Below are 18255 nucleotides of genomic sequence, written 5' to 3' on the forward strand. Positions count from 1 at the left end.
CACCTGATTTAATTACCTGTCAATTTAAAGGAAAAATCCACAAGCGAAATTGCTAATCATTCCCATTCAATAGTTCCAGGTGGCTTAGAGGTGATATCAAACACCACACGATTCACACCTTTGACTTCATTGACAATGCGGTTAGAAATGACTTCCAGCACATCGTAAGGCACACGCGCCCAATCTGCTGTCATGCCGTCTTCACTCTTGACAATCCGTAGCACAATGGGGTAAGCATAGGTGCGTTGATCACCCATGACACCGACACTGCGAATAGGTAACAAGACTGCAAAGGCTTGCCAGTATTCATGGTACAAGCCGCGTTGATTAATTTCTTGGCGGACAATCAAGTCAGCATCCCGCAGAATATTCAAACGTTCGGCTGTGACTTCACCCAAAATGCGAATTGCTAAACCAGGGCCGGGGAAAGGTTGGCGTTGAACAATTTCTTCTGGTAAACCGATGGAACGGCCGACTTTACGGACTTCATCTTTAAATAGTTTCCGCAGAGGTTCGACTAACTTGAACCGTAAATCTTTGGGTAAACCACCGACGTTATGATGGCTCTTGATTTTCACTGCTACCCGTTCGCCAGTATTAGGGTCAACGTTGGTATCAGCAGATTCAATTACGTCTGGATAAAGAGTTCCCTGTGCAAGATAGTCGAAGGGGCCAAGGCGTTTGGATGTTTCTTCAAATGTCCGAATAAATTCGTGACCGATGCGACGGCGTTTTTCTTCTGGGTCTGTCACTCCCTCCATCATTTTCAGGAAGCGATCGCGCGCGTTAACATACTCCACAGGAATGTGAAATTGCTCTTGGAATAACTTCACCAACCTCTCAGGCTCATACTTCCGCATAAAGCCTTGGTCGATAAATACGCAAGTGAGTTGATCACCGATAGCTTTATGCAGTAAGAAAGCTAAGGTCGAAGAGTCCACCCCACCAGATAAAGCCAATAGTACACGTTTATCGCCCACTTTCGCCCGAATTTCTCGAATTGCTTCTTCTACGAAGGCAGCTGTTGTCCAGGTGGGTTCACATTCGCAGATATGGTAAACAAAATTGCGAATTAGGGCTAAACCGCCGATGGAATGGACAACTTCTGGATGGAACTGTACACCATAGAGTTTTTGCTCGTGGTGAGCGATCGCTGCACAAGGTGTATTCTCAGTATGGGCTAAAATCTCAAACCCTGGAGGCATTTGTGTAACTGAATCCCCATGACTCATCCACATGGTTGTGCCATCTTCGACGTTAGTTAATAAGTCTGTAGGGTCATCAATATACAGTGAAGCTTTACCGTATTCACCCCGGTCAGCTTTGGCAACTTCGCCACCCAGTTGATTCACCATCAACTGCATACCGTAGCATACACCCAAAATGGGAATACCTAAATGCCAGATTTCTGGGTCACAATGGGGCGCACCATCACTGTAAACTGAGTTGGGGCCGCCAGACAGGATAATTCCTTTGGGGTTGAGTTTTCTTAACTGTTCGGCGGGGGTGCGATAAGAGAGAACTTCAGAGTATACTTGAGTTTCGCGAATGCGTCGGGCAATTAGTTCAGAATACTGAGAACCAAAGTCTAAAATGACGATAATTTGACGCTCAAGCCGCCCAAACTCTTCTACTGCTTGAGGGGCTTGTTCGGTTGGTAGAGTCACCACTGTATTCATAATGGAAGGTGCAACTTTAGAAGTAGATGATTGCTCTCGTGTTTAGATGTACGGTCTTGCTGCCTGATAAGTCAGCAAAGGATAGAGTGATTAATCACAAACGCCATATAATAGACGCTTGTTAGGCGGATATAGGACGTATTAAAAGGTATAAATTACCTTAGAGAGCTTACTGAAAAAGTTATTTATTGGAATTATTTATGATTATTCATAATAAGTTAACATAAATTTCCAATTAAGTTACAAGCAGTTTTGCTCTTGATGATAATTTTACGGCTGCGATCAAAGAGAATTGAGCCACAGACTGTGTTTCGAGTATTATCAGTCCGATGACTTTGGAGATATTCTTGGCAGCGAGCATCGATGGTGTTAGCGATCGCACTATAAACTTGATTTACCCAATCACTGCCTGTAGCCTGATCTAAGCTTCTTAAATGTGTCAGTGCGGCTTCCGCAGTCGGAGAATGAAACACCACTTCGAGATGTTGTTGATCTAATCCCGCCAAAGCACAATGGCTAGTTAAAACTTCCCTGCGTCCATCGGCTAAGTGATGGTGAGTGTGAAAAATCCCGCCAGCCAACTTCAGCAACTTCCCGTGATAGCCGAACAATAAGATTTCCTTAACACCCAGAAGCTCTGCTTCCACTAACATTGCTCCTAACCAATTAGCAGTTTTTACCAATTTATCAGGGTTAATACCGATTTTGGGTGCTAAATCTAAGCCGTTCTCGCCAATACAAAAGACTAAACTACTAAACTGACTCGCTTTTTGTTGCAACGTTGTGCGAAAAGTATCTAATTGCTCAGGTGTACTCAGGGGTTGAGAAATTCCTGATGTTCCTAATAGAGAAAGTCCTTCAACCACACCAAAGGCAGCATTAGAAGTACGCAAAGCCAGCGATCGCCCCTCTGGTAAGATAATTGTGACCGTGATTTTTTCTGTAGGTACAAGCAGTCGAGATAAGTTTTCTCGCATCAACTGCCGCGCATAACCATAAATTGCTGGATGATTCTCGGCGTTGACTTGTTTACCAATTCCCTCCCCACCGCGAATAGTGACTTGTTCCTCCCCAACCCCTCCCCACTCCACCAACGCCCAAACGGGGGTATTTTTAGTCAAATCCAGATTATCACCAGGATCAGAGCGAGTAATAGCCAAAGCCATCTGCTCAGATAATCCAGTCACTTGTTCGATAGGAATTTCTGCAATTTGTGCAGGTGTAATCAAGTCAACTGCTACCACTGCCAAAGGTTGACGCTCACGCAACCAACGTAAAGCCGCCACAGCCGCAGCACAAGCAAAAACAGGTAAGGTGTATCCAGAACGGGTCATTAGTCAATAGTCAATAGTCAATAGTCATTAGTCATTAGTCATTAGTTTTTGCTACCTTGTCCCCAGTCCCCAGTCCCCAGTCCCCAGCCCCCTATACTCCCACTTCCGCGAGCAAATTCTGCATTGCTTCCCAAGAAATTTGTCTTTCGATGTAACGGGGAGCTTCGGGATTATAGGGGCTGGCGATGCGGTCAATGTTGATAATTGTTGCCTCATCTGGGATAACTGGAATTTCAGGGTCAAAAGCAGTAGGACGCATTAAGGAACTGGAAAATCCTTTGAAAATCGCTACTTTATCTTGCTCATCAGCAATTTCCACTGTCACAAGTAAGACTTCTTGCGGACGTTTGATTGTGTATTGTTCTAGTCGCTTACCAATGGAACTCATACCATTTTGGATTTTAGATTTTAGATTTTGCGGAAAGTTCTGTAGGCGGGTTTCCCGCCGTAGGAAACCTTCCAAGACGGATTGTGGAATGCTTTGCTGGGAGCTTTTGAGAAATACATTTGTAGCCATCTTTTTTCAAATCGGTATCATTTTGAAAACTTTACTTACCACTCCTAACTCAGCACTTACCACTCAGCACTTACCACTCAGCACTCACCACTCCTAACTCAGCACTCACCACGGGCTAAACGCCCCGCTTCCGCTAACAGCACTCACCACTCATCACTGTTTACTGCGGTGTAGCCGAGCGTCCCTGCTTGCCTAGTTTCACGACGACAAAGTAGCTTAAATAAAGCACGTAAACTATTAAGCCGACTATGCCCAAAAAACCGAGAAAAGCGTGTTTACTATTGTAATGAAACCAGTTTTTAAACATTAATGGGGCTTCAAACCAAACGAGACATTCGGGGGTTTTAATGGCAGTGCTAGAAAAAGCACAACCCAAAAAAGGTACAAATGCGATCGCGCCTAATAAGCAATAAACTGTTACAGCCCACCGCCAAGAAGTGAAAGTTAACTTTAAGGGTGTACTAGGTAAATATTCAATTTCATCATTGAGATCCACCCAAAACCACAACGAAAGGGGAATCAATATCAACCCAACCAACCCAGACACAAAACTAACTGGATACTGGGCAATCATCAAATACGTTGTAATTGCCAGCAAACTAGAGATTCGCCAATAAATCATTAACAGTCTTTGTATCCCTTCTACCTTTTGAACATAAGCCCATGTCAAGATAATTAAGGGAATCAAAACTAGAAATAAAAGTGCCAATCGGTAGTCAATCCAGACAAACTGGCGAAACCAAACGTTATTTTGCATAGTTCCTATTAAACGCTCACGAATCAATATATTGCATTAACTATATTCGTAATTTGTGGGTTTTAGGGTGTAGGGTTTTAGGGGGAGACAAGGTAAACAAGGGAAACAGATTTTGAATTTTGAATTTTGTAGCTTGCTTCCCGTAGGGTATTTTGAATTGATTTGCCCCATGCCCAACAGAAAAAAACAAGCAACTCACAGACTATGAGAACGAATATTTTGCACCTACTGTAGCAAATTTAAGTAGACTAGCTGAGTCTACAATATTGCTGCCAGCGTAGTACGCTGATTAATTCCCTGTTTTTTTAGCTTTTAGTGCTAGATAATTTATTTCAGGGCTGGGCGTACAAACAGGTGCAAAAAAGTCCTCACAAATTCCGGTTGCTTGTCGATGCTAGTCAAAATGCCAGATTTAGACTCTATTCGTCATAAAGACGGCACTCATCAGCCTCTGGGTTGTCGTCACAGTATTTTTCAAAAGCAGTTTTTGGTTTGTTTTGGCGTTGGTGGGAGGCTTCAGCTTGCAGTTCTTCTACAGCATCCCAAGCCGCAGCACACTCTGCGGAGTTGCTACCGGAAATGTCACAGATAGCACGAGCTTGTTCTACTTCTTGTTCAATTTTTTCTTCAATGTTGTTTGTTTGAGTATCAGTCATCGTTTTGGTCTCGTTGTGTGATTTTACTACTGGTATGGAGGAGTTGCAAAAATTGCTATTGTTGTGTTTTATCGATAACTATTGTACCGAATGAATGGATGCACCTGCTTGTATAGTTTGATGTATCGATAACAATTACAACAATCTGCGAAAAATACACTAAAATATCGTTGATCTTTTAAGATTTTATAGAGCAGTAAGGTAAAAATCCAACAATACACTATGATCTAGTGCAGATTGGTCAAAATACTACAACCATAGTCCTAAGTGAGTTGGCTGCAAAGTCCACATAGCAAGGACAACTCAAAACTATCGACCACACAAACAAAAGCAGCCCTAAACACATGGCAGATCAAATGCAATGGGTAAATGCCCTATCAACCCGTCCTTCCCTAGAAGCAGCAATAGCAGATGTGGTACAACGCACCGTTTCATCGTTAACTGCACCTGCGGATTTAGGGTTGGTGTTTATTTCTGCGGCATTTGCCAGTGAATATTCTAGGGTTTTACCTTTGTTAGCCGAAAAATTGTCTGTACCTGTCTTAGTTGGTTGTAGTGGGGGTGGGGTAATTGGTACTACCCTGGAGGGAGAAACCCAAGAATTGGAAGCAGAACCAGCTTTAAGCTTAACTTTGGCTCACTTACCAGGGGTGAATTTACAAGTTTTTCATGTGACGGCTGAAGATTTACCAGATTTAGATAGTTCTCCTGATGCTTGGATTAACTTGATTGGTGTGCAATCGTCACCAAAACCGGAGTTTGTTTTACTTTCTAGTGCTTTTTCTTCGGGTGTGAACGATTTATTACAGGGATTAGATTTTGCTTATCCTGGTTCAGTAATTGTGGGTGGACAGGCGAGTTCAGGGGGTTTTGGTGGTCGTCTGGCTTTATTTGCCCATGATACAAAAGGGGGAATTGACCAACGTTTATATCGTGAAGGGACTGTGGGTTTGGCTTTAAGTGGCAATATTATTTTAGAGACGATTGTGGCACAAGGATGTAAACCGATTGGTAAGCCACTACAAGTCACCAAAGCCGAACGCAATATTATTTTGGAAATAGATGAGCAAGTACCTTTGGTAGTGCTGCGAGATTTGATTGCTAGCCTGAGTGAAAAAGAACGGACTTTAGCACAGCATTCGCTATTTGTTGGGGTAGCGATGGATGAGTTTAAAATGTCTTTGCAGCAAGGTGATTTTTTAATTAGGACGATTTTAGGGGTAGATCCGTCTGGGGGCGCGATCGCAATTGGGGATTTAGTTCGTCCCGGCCAACGTCTACAATTCCATCTTAGGGATGCTCAAGCCTCGGCTGAAGATTTAGAATTTCTTTTGGAGCGATATCAACAACAATCAAGCTCAGATCATGCTGCTGTTGGTGCTTTGATGTTTGCTTGTGTAGGCCGTGGGGAGGGATTGTACGGCAAACCCAATTTTGATTCTGAGTTATTTAAACGCTACGTTCCCAACATCCCCATTAGCGGCTTTTTCTGTGGTGGAGAAATCGGCCCCGTTGGTGGTAGAACTTTTTTACATGGTTATACTTCTGTCTTTGGGATTTGCCGACAAAGTTAGTCATTAGTCATTAGTCATTAGTCATTAGTCAGCACCGGCTAAACGCCGCGCTACCGCTAACAGCACTCAAATCAATTCAAAATTCAAAATTAAAGAATTGATTACTCATTACTCATTACTCAGAACTCAGCACCGGCTAAACGCCGCGCTACCGCTAACAGCACTCAGCACTCAGCACTCATTACTCAGGATTCTTTTGTAACAGGAGTGTACTGTTATTATCTATGAAACTGGGAGTGCCAGTTTGAGCGATCGCGCTGTAGGTTTGAATGTAATGGCGCACTTTGTGGGGAAAATTTGGATAATCTAATAAAGCATCTCCATCGGCAATGGTTGCCCAAAAGTCTCGCAAACTGGGAGCTAGTTCTTGGGCTTGGGTTTCTGGTAAATTTAATGGCGGTAATGTCAGTAATTTCATCAGGAAAGGAAAAGAGCGATCGCCCATCCACTGTTTTGATAAATGCTGCAAATCAGGGAAGTTAGGGACTGATTCCACTCGATGAGATAGTATTTGCAGCCACTCTTTCCCTTGTTGATCGCGATGAAACTCTAATACTCGATAAGGATGGGGATAACTGACTAAAGAACCAGTGGTAATATCATATACACCATCATCACAGGCGACATCTTGAACGTGTAAATGGCCTGTAAATACTAAACTCACCCCATAACGTCGTAGTATCTGCAATAATTCAGGGGCATTCGCCAGCATATAGCGGTGTGCCATCGGATGACGTGATTGATGGGGTAAATGTTCAACTACGTTGTGATGTACCATCACCAACACTAATTCATCTTTAGCTGCGGCTAGCACCTCTTCCAGCCATCTTAGCTGTTCATCATCTAAGCGTCCTATTTGTTCACCCTTTTGATTAAAACAGTTAGAATTTAAGCCAATTAATCGCACCCCTGGTAACAATTGTTGTGTGTAATACAGTTGATTAGTATTTTCATAACCAAACTTGCGATAATAACGAGGGAAATCAGCCCAAGGAATAGATTGCTGATTGCCCATCAAAACTGGAACATCATGATTCCCAGGTACGACATAAGCCGGAAAAGGTAATCGAGATAGCCTTTTTTGTAACCATAGGTGATTTTCTGGCTCACCATGTTGTGTTAAGTCTCCTGGCAGTAAAATAAAATCTAAATTAAGTTCTGTTAAATGTTCAATAGCGCGTTCAAAAGCTGGAATACTAACTTCCACAAGATGAAATCGACTAGGATGATCCCAGATTGTGTGAGGAAGGGCGATATGTAAGTCGCTAACTACGGCAAAGCGAAAATTTAGCACCATTGATTTCTAACAATTCTTAAAAACGGTAGTTAAAAGCACACTTTTTTAAAAAGTATAACCTTTGCATCGCCAAGCAGCGTAGGATTGCCTAGACTTAACATTTGTATACATAGTAAATTGGGCATAGGGCATAGGGCATGGGGCATGGGGCATAGGGCATTGTAAAAACTAATGACTAATGACTAATGACTAATGACTAATGACTAATGACTAATGACTAATGACTAATGACTAATGACTAATGACTAATGACTATTGACTAAAGTAAAGGAGTCTTAATTTGCCATTTATTCGAGTCCGCCAGCACGTTAACCCTTTGGCGCAAAAGTATCAAAAATCAGTAGATCCCATAGAATGGGAAAACATCTATGCTAAACCACAGCAACCGCTACATTTAGATATTGGCTGTGCGCGGGGAAGATTTGTGTTGAATATGGCAAAGATAGAACCTGATTGGAATTTTCTCGGTTTGGAAATCCGAGAAGCATTAGTCATAGAAGCAAATAGATTGTCTTCTGAACTAGGATTGACAAATCTGCATTACGTATTTTGTAATGCGAATAATTCTTTAAAAGTGCTGTTATCTTCTCTTCCCCCAGGAATTTTACAGCGTGTTACTATTCAATTTCCTGATCCTTGGTTTAAAACTCGCCATGCTAAACGCCGTGTAGTACAACCCGAATTAGTTGCAGATTTAGCTAACTATTTGGCTGTGGGGGGAGTAGTATTTCTCCAATCTGATATGGAATTTATAGCATTAGAAATGTGCGATCGCTTCACAGAAAATCCCCATTTTCAAAGAGTCCACACCAACAAATGGCTAGCAGAAAATCCCTTACCAGTCCCAACCGAAAGAGAAGTCGCCACACAAAATAAAGGTGAACCGGTTTATCGGGCTTTGTTTGAACGTGTCAGAATTTAGGAGTGTAAGGGTTTAGGGGTGTAAGGGTTTAGGGGTTTAGAGGTTTAGGAGGGAGACAAGGAAGGGAGAAATGAGGGAATTTTTCTCCCCAATGCCCCATGCCCAATGCCCAATGCCCAATGCCCAATGAACCATCATCAAAATAGTATCTTTGACTACTTTTGTGGTTTTTCCAACTGTTATTAATAGACAGCAAGCATCACCATAATTCTGCTACACCTTTGTTAAGAAAAGTTACACCTCTTAACAAAAGGAAATATGCCTTATGGTCGTTTCGCCTGAGAAAAGTACAACACAAAAAAAGACTAAACCACATGAAGTTGTGATTATTGGTGGCGGTTTTGGCGGATTATATACAGCTAAGAATCTGAAGACAGCTAATGTTAATGTGACTTTGATTGATAAACGTAACTTTCACCTATTCCAACCACTTTTATATCAAGTTGCCACAGGTACGTTATCACCTGGAGATATTTCCTCACCATTGCGTTCTGTATTCAGCAAAAGTAAGAATACACAAGTATTGCTAGGGGAAGTAAATGATATTGATCCCAAATCACAAAAAGTCATCATGGGTGATAGAGTCATCCCCTATGACACATTAGTCGTTGCTACAGGTGCTAATCACTCCTATTTTGGTAAAGATCACTGGAAAGACCTTGCACCTGGGTTAAAAACCGTTGAAGATGCGATAGAAATGCGTCGTCGGATATTTGGCGCGTTTGAAGCCGCAGAAAAAGAAACTGATCCAGAAAAACGCCGTGCTTGGTTGAATTTCGTGATTGTGGGTGGCGGCCCTACCGGTGTAGAATTAGCGGGTGCGATCGCAGAATTGGCATACAAAACCCTCAAAGAAGATTTCCGTAGCATCGACACCTCAGAAACCAAAATTTTACTATTGCAAGGGGGCGATCGCATCCTCCCACACATTTCACCAGATTTATCGGAAGAAGCTACAGTAGCTTTGCAAAAATTGGGTGTGGAATTGCACACTAAGACGAGGGTGACAAACATTGAAAATAACATTGTTACCTTCAAGAAAGATGGTGAAGTGAAAGAAATTCACTCCCAAACTATATTGTGGGCAGCAGGTGTAAAAGGTTCTGCAATGGGACAAATCTTGGCACAACGTACAGGAGTAGAGTGTGATCATGCAGGACGCGTGATTGTAGAACCAGACTTGACAGTTAGAGGTTATAAAAATATTTTTGTCGTGGGAGATTTAGGTAACTTTTCCCATCAAGATGGTAAACCCTTACCTGGTGTTGCACCCGTAGCCAAACAAGAAGGAGAGTATGTAGCTAAACTGATCAAAAAACGGTTAAGAGGTCGCACTTTGCCGGAATTTCATTACAACGACGTTGGTAGTTTAGCGATGATCGGACAGAATTTAGCTGTTGTAGATTTAGGCTATATTCAACTCACGGGTTTCCTGGCTTGGGTATTTTGGCTAGTCATCCACATTTATTTCTTAATCGAGTTTGACACTAAATTACTAGTAGTATTTCAATGGGCGTGGAACTATATCACTCGTAACCGTCGCTCTAGATTAATTACAGGTAGAGAAGCTTTTACCGCATCTCAACCTATGAGCAATAGTAGCAGTGTTGAGTGCTGAGTAATGAGTGCTGAGTAATGAGTAATGAGTAATGAGTGATGAGTTGAGAATAAATTCTACCTTGTCTATCTTGTCCCCCTTGCCCCTTGCCTCTTGCCCCCTGCCCTAAAATCTCTACTAACATAAGTTACCAGGGAAGATAAACTGGTAACTTGATATGCAGACATTGGATCAAAAGTCAACAAAAAAAGCTTGGGCAAAGGCAGTCATTGAACCGGCAAAGGAATTTCCGCCTACCCAGTTGCCAATTATCGCCGGCAGTATTCCCAATCGCTTGCGTGGTACACTCTATCGCAATGGTGCAGCCAGGCTAGAACGGGGTGGTGTGCGTGTAGGGCATTGGTTTGATGGGGACGGGGCAATTCTAGCTGTCAAGTTCACTGATGCAGGGGCTAGTGCGGTTTATCGCTACGTACAGACTACAGGTTATCAAGCCGAAACCACAGCCGGGAAATTTTTATACGGTAATTATGGGATGACTGCACCCGGCGCGATTTGGAATCAATGGCTACGACCGGTGAAACACGCTGCGAATACGTCAGTGTTAGCATTACCGGATAAACTCCTGGCACTGTGGGAAGGTAATCACCCCTACGCCCTTGACCTCGAAACCCTAGAAACTCACGGACTAGATAATTTAGGTGGGCTAGATAAAGATTTAGCCTATTCTGCCCATCCCAAAGTTGACCCCCACACAGGGGAAATTTTCAACTTTGGTGTTACTCCCAGCGTCAATGCTGTTTTGAATATCTATAAAAGTGACTATACTGGCAAGATTCTGCAAAAGACTAAGTTTACGTTAGAAGGTTTCCCAGCAATTCATGATTTTGTGTTAGCTGGTCAATATCTCATCTTTTTTGCCCCACCAGTCAGAATTAATGTGATTCCTGTGCTGTTTGGTGTCGGGACTTACAGCGACTCGATGAAATGGCAACCAGAATTAGGAACAGAAATTTTAGTATTTGACCGTGAGACACTAACCTTAGTCAGTCGTGCTAAAACAGAACCTTGGTATCAGTGGCACTTTGCTAACGGTTATGTTGATCCCAGTGGGACGGTAATTATAGATTTTGCCCGTTATCAAGACTTTCAAACTAACCAATATCTTAAAGAAATCGCCGCAGGTGAAACTCATACTCTAGCTGAGACGACATTAACGCGAGTGCAATTGCAACCCCAAACAGGTAAAGTCACCGCCATTGAAACATTATTAGACCGGACTTGTGAATTCCCCCTTGTCCCTAATGCCAATGTCGGACAAGCTTCGCGTTACACCTATATGTCCATAACTCGCCCAGGTACAGACATCAGCCAAGAAATATTAAACGCGATCGCTCGCTTTGACCACAAGACCCAAACCCTCACCGAAGCTAACCCAGGGGAAAACTTTTATCCTTCTGAACCCGTTCCTGTAGAAGATTGGGTGTTAACGGTGGTATATGACGGTAATTCGCATCGTAGCGAAGTTTGGATCTATGATAGCGATCGCCTAGACCAAGAACCTATTTGCAAATTAGAATTACCCAGCGTCATCCCCCACAGTTTCCACGGAACTTGGAAAAGTCAGTAATGGTGAGTGCTGTTAGCGGAAGCGGGGCGTTTAGCCCGTGCTGAGTGATAAGTGATGAGTAATGTAGAGAGGTTGCATGCAACCTCTCTACATCATTTATTGGTTGCAGTTTCATAGAAAATTGGTATGAATCATCAACTCTATTTGAGATACATAAAAATCTGATTTAACTACTGATTAATTAATCTAAAGTTACAGACGGGCAGATTGCTTGTAGTCTGTGCAACATTTTCAAGAAATGATTATGATCTAGCATATCTGCTAGATGTCCACTACAAAAACGTTCTTGACGAACGTGGCCAGTCAATAATTTCTGTATTGTATAAATATCGGCAACATTTAAACTTTCAGCTTCATATCGCCATTTTATCCAATCAAAAGATATGACAAAATTTTCTGTGTAAAGTGTGTGATGAAGTTATTAAATTTCTCTAGAATAATTAGAGGTATCTAAAGTTGGAAGTTCAACTTGGATGTCATGTAAATGGCAATTTAGGTTAGAAAATAATGGTAAAAACGTGAGTATATAATCAATCAATATTTTCTAGCGTAATGTTGTGAGACATACTTAACCCTCAAGACTATTTGCAAAATTTCGTGCTAGAAGTACATTAAAGAGATTCTTATACAGTGAACTACTAAATCCTGTCCGCAACATCTCCTACGAGAGAAGGTTTAGTAAAGATAGCAGTATTTCCCCCAATTTTTTTGATTCTCTGCCAAATTCGCCTCAGATATTCATTCACCCAAGCATAAATTGCTCTTGGTTTGGTTAATTGTCAAATTTATTTTCTGTATTCTTGGTGATTTTGATGATAAGCGATACACAAGAAGCATTAGAATCAGATAAGGAAATTGAACGTTTAATTGATGAAATAATGTCAGCTAATCTGACTAATGAACAGTATCAGCAAAAAATGCAGCGTCGTAAAGAAGTACAAGAACGACGCATAGCTTCAGCTGTGCCAGAAAAAGGGCTAATTATTGTCAATACTGGTAACGGTAAAGGGAAAACAACCGCCGCACTAGGAATGGTGTTACGATCGCTCGGTCACGGTTACAAAGTGGCGATCGTTCAATACATCAAAGGTTCTTGGGAACCTTCAGAAAAAAAGGTGTTTAGTCTTTGGCGCGACCAAATCGAATTTCACGCAATGGGTGAAGGCTTTACCTGGGAAACCCAAGACCGCGATCGCGATATCGAAAAAGCTAATGCAGCCTGGGAAAAGTCCCTAGAATTTATCCTCAACCCCGATTTTCAGCTAGTGCTGTTAGATGAAATCAATATCGCCCTGAAAATGGGATACTTACAAGTCGATGATGTGTTAGCAGGTCTTGCACAAAAACCATCCACCAAACACGTCATTCTGACCGGTAGAGGCGCGCCAGCCCCTATTATTGAACGCGCCGACCTAGTCACAGAAATGACCCTGGTTAAACATCCTTTCCGTGATCAAAACGTTAAGGCGCAACCAGGGATAGAGTTTTAGTTGGGGATTGGGGATTGGGGATTGGGGACTGGGGACTGGGGACTGGGAACATCAAGTTTTTCTCCCCCTGCACCTCCGCAATTGCTCCACTTGGGCAAAGCCCAAGACCGCATTGCTCCCTGCACCCTGCCCCCCTGCCTCTTCCTATCCCCAATCCCTATTGTTGAGTACACATTTGCAGAATGCGGTGATCGTCAGCACTAATTGAGTTAATTTGATGATAGTCTTGCAGTGCTACGGAATAAGCGTAGGTCATTGGTTCATCACCGGAAAATGTAGGTATTCTGCTTGTTGTAGCTACATCTGGCGCAATACCTACATCTGGTGTGGTGGTGACAGTCATTGCCAACTCTCCAGATTTGTTCATTGTGCCTTGAAAACAGCTAAACTCAGACCTAGGCATATACAATGCACCGACTAATTTACCTTGTCGTTTTTGAAAGACAACGTAACCTTGGCCTATCTGGTTGGGTTGTGGTGATTGACCATACAAATAAATGCCATCTTCCACAGGAATATTAACTTTTTGGTTGATTCCTGATTCTTTGGCAGCTTTTTGAGTATTAAGATTATTTTCTAAATTGACTGAGTCAAATTGTGTAGATTTTTGTGACTGAAGATTTTCAATTATTTGTTCGGATTGTAATGAAACAGGAGTCAGGGAACTATCTTGTGTTTGTTGCGTCTGTGTGGGGATAGTAGCAGCGATCGCGTCTGTAGAGTAAGGTGATTGATTACCTACCATACCCAGGGTAAAAACTAAGCCAACGGCGGGGATTGTCAATTGGCGCAAAGAAAAGATGTTAGCAATATTGTTAAGCACCCGACTCCTCCTGTTACGAATTTCACGACTTCCTCAGCGACTCACTTAAACCATACCTAAGTCTTGTGCGTTTAAGTTTCGGTCAAAAGTTTGATTAAAATGTCTATCAATAGTAGACTTTTGAAAAAATGAGATTTTAGTGAATTTTCGATGATAGTCTCACATTATCACCGCTAAATAACCTTACGCTTCACCCATAAGATTCACCCGATTGGAGGATGTGAACGCAGATTTCCATCAAATAAGAGATTTTGATTGATCTCTGTGATGGTTAGCAGTTCAAGAAAGTGGACTTTTTCACCTCAATTAAGTCTCATCTTGTTAAGTACATAGATATCTACAACACTCACTCATCCCATTTCGGAAAATTGCTGAGTAATGAGTGATGAGTGCTGAGTGCTGAGTGCTGAGTAGTGACTAATGACTAATGACTAATGACTAATGACTAATGAGTAATGAGTAATGACTAATGACTAATGACTAATGACTAATGACTAATGACTAATGACTAATGACTAATGACTAATGACTAATGACCAAAAAAATTGCCCCCTGGGTTCAGGAGGCGCATGATCTTAGGGAGATGTAGTACGGCTACATCTATGTAACTAGCTAGCAACGTACTCTTTGACATTAGCTCGACGACGACGGAGATGAGCTAAGGCTTGGTGTTCTAGTTGGCGGACGCGTTCACGGCTGAGGTTTAAGCGTTCACCGACTTTTGCTAGAGACATTTCGTTACCATCCTCTAAACCAAAGCGGAGTGCTAACACTTCTCTTTGTTGGGGTGTGAGTTCCGCTAACAAGGTGTTTAAGTCTTGGCGGAGGAACTCTTGAGTAGTGTAATACTCTGGAGATGGGCCTTCATCTTCGAGCATTTCTTGGAGTTCTGTATCTTGGTTGTCACCTACTCGCACATCCAAAGAAACTGGTTGGCGCGCCATGTTCAGATACTCACGAATCTGAGCAGGTTCTAGTTCTAGTTCTTTGGCGATTTCGGCTGGAGAAGGCGATCGCCCTAAAGTCTGAGCTAGTTCGCGTTGGACTTTTTTAATTTTGTTCAGTTTCTCGGTAATATGGATAGGTAGGCGGATGGTGCGCCCTTGTTGAGCGATCGCACGGGTAATTGCTTGGCGAATCCACCAGTAAGCGTAGGTGGAGAATTTATAACCCCGCATAGGGTCAAATTTCTCTACGCCTCTTTCTAATCCTAAAGTTCCCTCTTGGATTAGATCCAAAAACTCCATATTGCGTTTTTGGTATTTTTTGGCGATCGCCACTACTAAGCGTAAGTTCGCTTCAATCATCTTTTGCTTGGCGCGCTTACCTTGAGCTACCGTCTGTTTAACGTCGGTTTCCGACTTGCGGACATGATCTGCCCACTCTGGTAAACTAGGTTCGCGCTCTAACTTCTTCGCTAAAGCATCTTTAGCATCTAGAAGTGACATCATTTGTTGCACCTGCTTCCCGTAAACAATCTCCTGCTCACGGGTAAGCAAGGGAACTCTGCCAATTTCTCGCAGATAGGTTCGCACCATATCAGCCGTGAATTTGGCGTTCAGGTCTTCGTTGTGGGTGTTAACAGTAGGCATTGGTGCGTTGTCCTCTACTCCCTAAACACAATCAATACTTGAGAAATACATCTGAAAGGGAAAAGTAATCAGATATCACAGAACATCCGTTTCTACCAAAACTTCAACAATTGCGGATCTCGATTTTTCAGAAGGCGCGTGCTTGAGATATGTTCCCCTACCTTCCCTTTATTTTTGAGTCTCTGACCAACGATTCTGGGTTTTTTTCAAGAATTCTTTCTTTAGTTGCGGGCGGCAACGATTCAATCTGAAGTCAGTATGAGTTCTACTTAATTTATAGTAGAGCAAATCCGGCAAATAGTAAAGTAGCCCGCAGAGGGATATATATTATATTACAAAATTGTGTTTTTTTTAAAATGAATTTCCTTACGCAAGCTAACTATATCTATAGTGACGCGGAAATCCGGTAAGCTGTTGCTTGTTGCTAGGGAAATAACCGAACTCCCAGAGGCAAGATGATGGGGGGAAGATACGAACAAGAGATTTTAGGAATTAGCTTTTAGGGATTGTAGTTAATAGGTTGTTTGGGGAATCGGGAATCGGGAATTGGGAATTGGGCATTGGGCATTGGACATGGGGTAGGGAGATAAACTAATGACTAATGACTAATGACTATTGACTAATGACTATTGACTCTCAAAACCCTAAATCAGCTTTCGCTAGTTCCGCAGCTGCGAATACTTCTGCGTCGGGTTTTTCTTCCCAAGCGGGATCACCGATTTCAGAGTAGAAGACGGAATCGTAAGGACGGGTTCTGACTACTACGGGCATGGGGACGGCGTGACCTAAAATTAAGGCTTGTTGTTTAGAGTCTAGCTTGGCTAGTACAGACCTTAAGCCACCAGCACCAGAAACACCTGTGAAAATTGCGTCGATGTCTTTTTCATCGTTGAGTAAGGCGGTGATGCGAGTGCCAATTTGGGACATGACTTCATTATCTATCCCAGAGGGTCGTTGATCAACTACTAATAGTGTGACGAAATATTTCCGCAGTTCACGGGCGATCGTCCCGAAGATGGTACTCTGCACGATCGCAGGATCTAAGAAGCGGTGGGCTTCTTCAATGGTAATCATTAGAGGTGTGGGGCGATCGCTGGGATTTTTACTTTGCAAAAATTTATCGGCTTTTTTGACGTAATGCTCATGAATGCGTCTGGTGATCATGTTTGTCACCAACATATAAGAGAGCATATTTGACTGGGAACCAAATTCTACTACTACATTTTTCCCAGCCTCTAAGGATTGTAAGATTTTATTAATATAGTTCTGGGGACATACCGCCCGCATATATTTCAGACTGTCTAAGCGCAATAATTTACGCTGTAACGCCATAATTGAGCCTTTGTGTCCGCGCTTCTCATCACAAAACATCTCAATTTCTTCGTTAGTCATGTTCAGCAGTTGGACAATCCAAGATTTGCCGAACTCACTATATAAAATATTGGCGTTATCCAAAGCGGCTTCCGATAAACCTAAATCTCGACTACATAATTTAATATCTTCAACTTCGATTTGCTCATAACTCAAATAGAGTTCTTGGGAATCTCTTACACCCCGGCGTTTTGTAGATTCAGGGTCAAGGGTGTAAACTTCGACTCTCCCAGGGAATAATTGCTTGAGTCCCTTGACTGTGTTAACATTTTTACCTTCTGCGACTGCCTCCCAACCATATTCTGAGTGCATATCAAAAATCAAGTTAACGGCAGCGTTTTTGCGGATAACACCTGCTAAGAGTAAGCGGGTGAGGAAGGATTTACCTGTACCAGATTTGCCAAATACCCCATTACTACGCTCTACAAAGCGGTTTAAATCGATACACACTGGGACATCCATATCCAAGGGTTTACCGATAGAAAAATTACGCCTTTGGGGGTCATCTTCCCACCCAAACACCCGGCGGAAATCTTCCACACTCGCCTCATAAACCTGACTGAAGTGACTGGGGATAGTTTTGACGGGGAGTAATTCCATCGTCGTACTAGTTTGGGGTTGGAAGGAAGCCAAATTAGTAGAAGAGGGGACAAAGGGGTTAACAGATTTACCGTCTGTGGAGGAAAAAGGCTCATTCACTTCTGGGGTAAACATTAACATCGGTGCGAGATTAATCGTCCCGTATGTCCCGCTACCAGCTAATACTTCCCGTAAAAAAGTGTCCTCCCAACTGGGGGGATTAGCAATAATTCGCGCGTTAGCTGCGCCTAATGCGACATCTGTCAGCATACAAAAAAAGCGCGATCGCATCCCTTGCACGACTAAAAATTTCCCAACCCGCATATCCTCAACGGAAACATCGGGGTGTAATCGCACTTGTAAACCCCCAGTCAGAGAACCTTCAATTACAGAACCTAATGGTTGTTGTGAGTCATTAGTCATTAGTCATTAGTTATTAGTCATTAGTCATTAGTCATTAGTCATTAGTCATTAGT

15 protein-coding genes are annotated in these 18255 nt (G+C 42.5%); 5 read left to right on the forward strand and 10 right to left on the reverse strand.

The window, feature by feature from the left end; genetic code table 11:
* Positions 1-56: 56 nt before the first annotated feature.
* The 5 genes from guaA to CLI64_RS06440 all read right to left on the reverse strand — a co-directional run bounded on the left by guaA (position 57) and on the right by CLI64_RS06440 (position 4943).
* Positions 57-1679, reverse strand: a complete 1623-nt coding sequence (guaA, locus tag CLI64_RS06420) for a glutamine-hydrolyzing GMP synthase (RefSeq protein ID WP_103136428.1) — start codon at positions 1677-1679, stop codon at positions 57-59.
* Between the two features lie 218 nt (positions 1680-1897).
* Positions 1898-3013: a cobalt-precorrin-5B (C(1))-methyltransferase CbiD gene (cbiD, locus tag CLI64_RS06425; protein ID WP_103136429.1), complete on the reverse strand. Its 1116-nt coding sequence runs from the start codon at positions 3011-3013 to the stop codon at positions 1898-1900.
* Positions 3014-3104: 91 nt separating this feature from the next.
* A complete protein-coding gene (locus tag CLI64_RS06430; RefSeq protein WP_103140620.1) occupies positions 3105-3401 on the reverse strand; it encodes a hypothetical protein in 297 nt (98 codons plus the stop codon).
* 289 nt (positions 3402-3690) lie between these two features.
* Positions 3691-4287, reverse strand: a complete 597-nt coding sequence (locus CLI64_RS06435; protein ID WP_103136430.1) for a DUF3177 family protein — start codon at positions 4285-4287, stop codon at positions 3691-3693.
* 419 nt (positions 4288-4706) lie between these two features.
* Positions 4707-4943: a Calvin cycle protein CP12 gene (locus CLI64_RS06440; RefSeq protein WP_103136431.1), complete on the reverse strand. Its 237-nt coding sequence runs from the start codon at positions 4941-4943 to the stop codon at positions 4707-4709.
* A gap of 344 nt (positions 4944-5287) precedes the next feature.
* On the opposite strand from CLI64_RS06440, the gene CLI64_RS06445 reads away from it, so the two are divergent.
* Positions 5288-6517 (forward strand): FIST N-terminal domain-containing protein, encoded by a 1230-nt coding sequence (locus CLI64_RS06445; RefSeq protein WP_103136432.1) that lies wholly within the window; start codon positions 5288-5290, stop codon positions 6515-6517.
* A gap of 181 nt (positions 6518-6698) precedes the next feature.
* On the opposite strand, the gene CLI64_RS06450 is transcribed toward CLI64_RS06445, so the two are convergent.
* Positions 6699-7814, reverse strand: a complete 1116-nt coding sequence (locus CLI64_RS06450) for a metallophosphoesterase (protein WP_103136433.1) — start codon at positions 7812-7814, stop codon at positions 6699-6701.
* A 280-nt stretch (positions 7815-8094) separates the two neighbouring features.
* Here CLI64_RS06450 and trmB point away from each other — a divergent pair, with 280 nt between their 5' ends.
* From trmB to CLI64_RS06465, 3 genes are all read left to right on the forward strand, one after another.
* Complete coding sequence (gene trmB / locus CLI64_RS06455) at positions 8095-8736, forward strand: tRNA (guanosine(46)-N7)-methyltransferase TrmB (RefSeq protein ID WP_103136434.1); 642 nt, start codon at positions 8095-8097, stop codon at positions 8734-8736.
* A gap of 265 nt (positions 8737-9001) precedes the next feature.
* The gene (locus CLI64_RS06460; RefSeq protein WP_103136435.1) at positions 9002-10354 is read left to right on the forward strand and encodes an NAD(P)/FAD-dependent oxidoreductase; all 1353 of its coding nucleotides are present in this window, start codon (positions 9002-9004) and stop codon (positions 10352-10354) included.
* 157 nt (positions 10355-10511) lie between these two features.
* The gene (locus tag CLI64_RS06465) at positions 10512-11924 is read left to right on the forward strand and encodes a carotenoid oxygenase family protein (protein ID WP_103136436.1); all 1413 of its coding nucleotides are present in this window, start codon (positions 10512-10514) and stop codon (positions 11922-11924) included.
* Between the two features lie 181 nt (positions 11925-12105).
* Here the strand turns inward: CLI64_RS06465 and CLI64_RS31485 are convergent, their stop codons facing one another.
* Complete coding sequence (locus CLI64_RS31485; protein ID WP_225977600.1) at positions 12106-12309, reverse strand: DUF6508 domain-containing protein; 204 nt, start codon at positions 12307-12309, stop codon at positions 12106-12108.
* Between the two features lie 427 nt (positions 12310-12736).
* Between CLI64_RS31485 and cobO the strand changes: the two genes are divergently transcribed.
* Positions 12737-13414, forward strand: coding sequence for a cob(I)yrinic acid a,c-diamide adenosyltransferase (cobO, locus tag CLI64_RS06475; RefSeq protein WP_103136437.1), 678 nt, complete (start codon positions 12737-12739; stop codon positions 13412-13414).
* A gap of 157 nt (positions 13415-13571) precedes the next feature.
* On the opposite strand, the gene CLI64_RS06480 is transcribed toward cobO, so the two are convergent.
* From CLI64_RS06480 to CLI64_RS06490, 3 genes are all read right to left on the reverse strand, one after another.
* Positions 13572-14237 carry a hypothetical protein gene (locus CLI64_RS06480; RefSeq protein WP_103136438.1) on the reverse strand — a complete coding sequence of 222 codons (666 nt, stop codon included), beginning with the start codon at positions 14235-14237 and terminating at the stop codon, positions 13572-13574.
* A gap of 608 nt (positions 14238-14845) precedes the next feature.
* Complete coding sequence (locus tag CLI64_RS06485; protein WP_103136439.1) at positions 14846-15829, reverse strand: RNA polymerase sigma factor, RpoD/SigA family; 984 nt, start codon at positions 15827-15829, stop codon at positions 14846-14848.
* Positions 15830-16465: 636 nt separating this feature from the next.
* Positions 16466-18202, reverse strand: a complete 1737-nt coding sequence (locus CLI64_RS06490) for an ATP-binding protein (RefSeq protein ID WP_103136440.1) — start codon at positions 18200-18202, stop codon at positions 16466-16468.
* Positions 18203-18255 lie beyond the last annotated feature (53 nt).

Source organism: Nostoc sp. CENA543 (assembly GCF_002896875.1).
Lineage (GTDB): Bacteria > Cyanobacteriota > Cyanobacteriia > Cyanobacteriales > Nostocaceae > Trichormus.

Bases quoted from the DNA above. Each gene is read 5' to 3' on its own strand.
- CLI64_RS06450 (WP_103136433.1), bottom strand. From the start codon at position 7,814: ATGGTGCTAAATTTTCGCTTTGCCGTAGTTAGCGACTTACATATCGCC.
- CLI64_RS06485 (WP_103136439.1), bottom strand. From the start codon at position 15,829: ATGCCTACTGTTAACACCCACAACGAAGACCTGAACGCCAAATTCACG.
- CLI64_RS06430 (WP_103140620.1), bottom strand. From the start codon at position 3,401: ATGAGTTCCATTGGTAAGCGACTAGAACAATACACAATCAAACGTCCG.
- CLI64_RS06465 (WP_103136436.1), top strand. From the start codon at position 10,512: ATGCAGACATTGGATCAAAAGTCAACAAAAAAAGCTTGGGCAAAGGCA.
- cbiD (WP_103136429.1), bottom strand. From the start codon at position 3,013: ATGACCCGTTCTGGATACACCTTACCTGTTTTTGCTTGTGCTGCGGCT.
- guaA (WP_103136428.1), bottom strand. From the start codon at position 1,679: ATGAATACAGTGGTGACTCTACCAACCGAACAAGCCCCTCAAGCAGTA.
- CLI64_RS06460 (WP_103136435.1), top strand. From the start codon at position 9,002: ATGGTCGTTTCGCCTGAGAAAAGTACAACACAAAAAAAGACTAAACCA.
- CLI64_RS06490 (WP_103136440.1), bottom strand. From the start codon at position 18,202: ATGACTAATGACTCACAACAACCATTAGGTTCTGTAATTGAAGGTTCT.
- cobO (WP_103136437.1), top strand. From the start codon at position 12,737: ATGATAAGCGATACACAAGAAGCATTAGAATCAGATAAGGAAATTGAA.
- CLI64_RS06435 (WP_103136430.1), bottom strand. From the start codon at position 4,287: ATGCAAAATAACGTTTGGTTTCGCCAGTTTGTCTGGATTGACTACCGA.
- CLI64_RS06440 (WP_103136431.1), bottom strand. From the start codon at position 4,943: ATGACTGATACTCAAACAAACAACATTGAAGAAAAAATTGAACAAGAA.
- CLI64_RS06445 (WP_103136432.1), top strand. From the start codon at position 5,288: ATGGCAGATCAAATGCAATGGGTAAATGCCCTATCAACCCGTCCTTCC.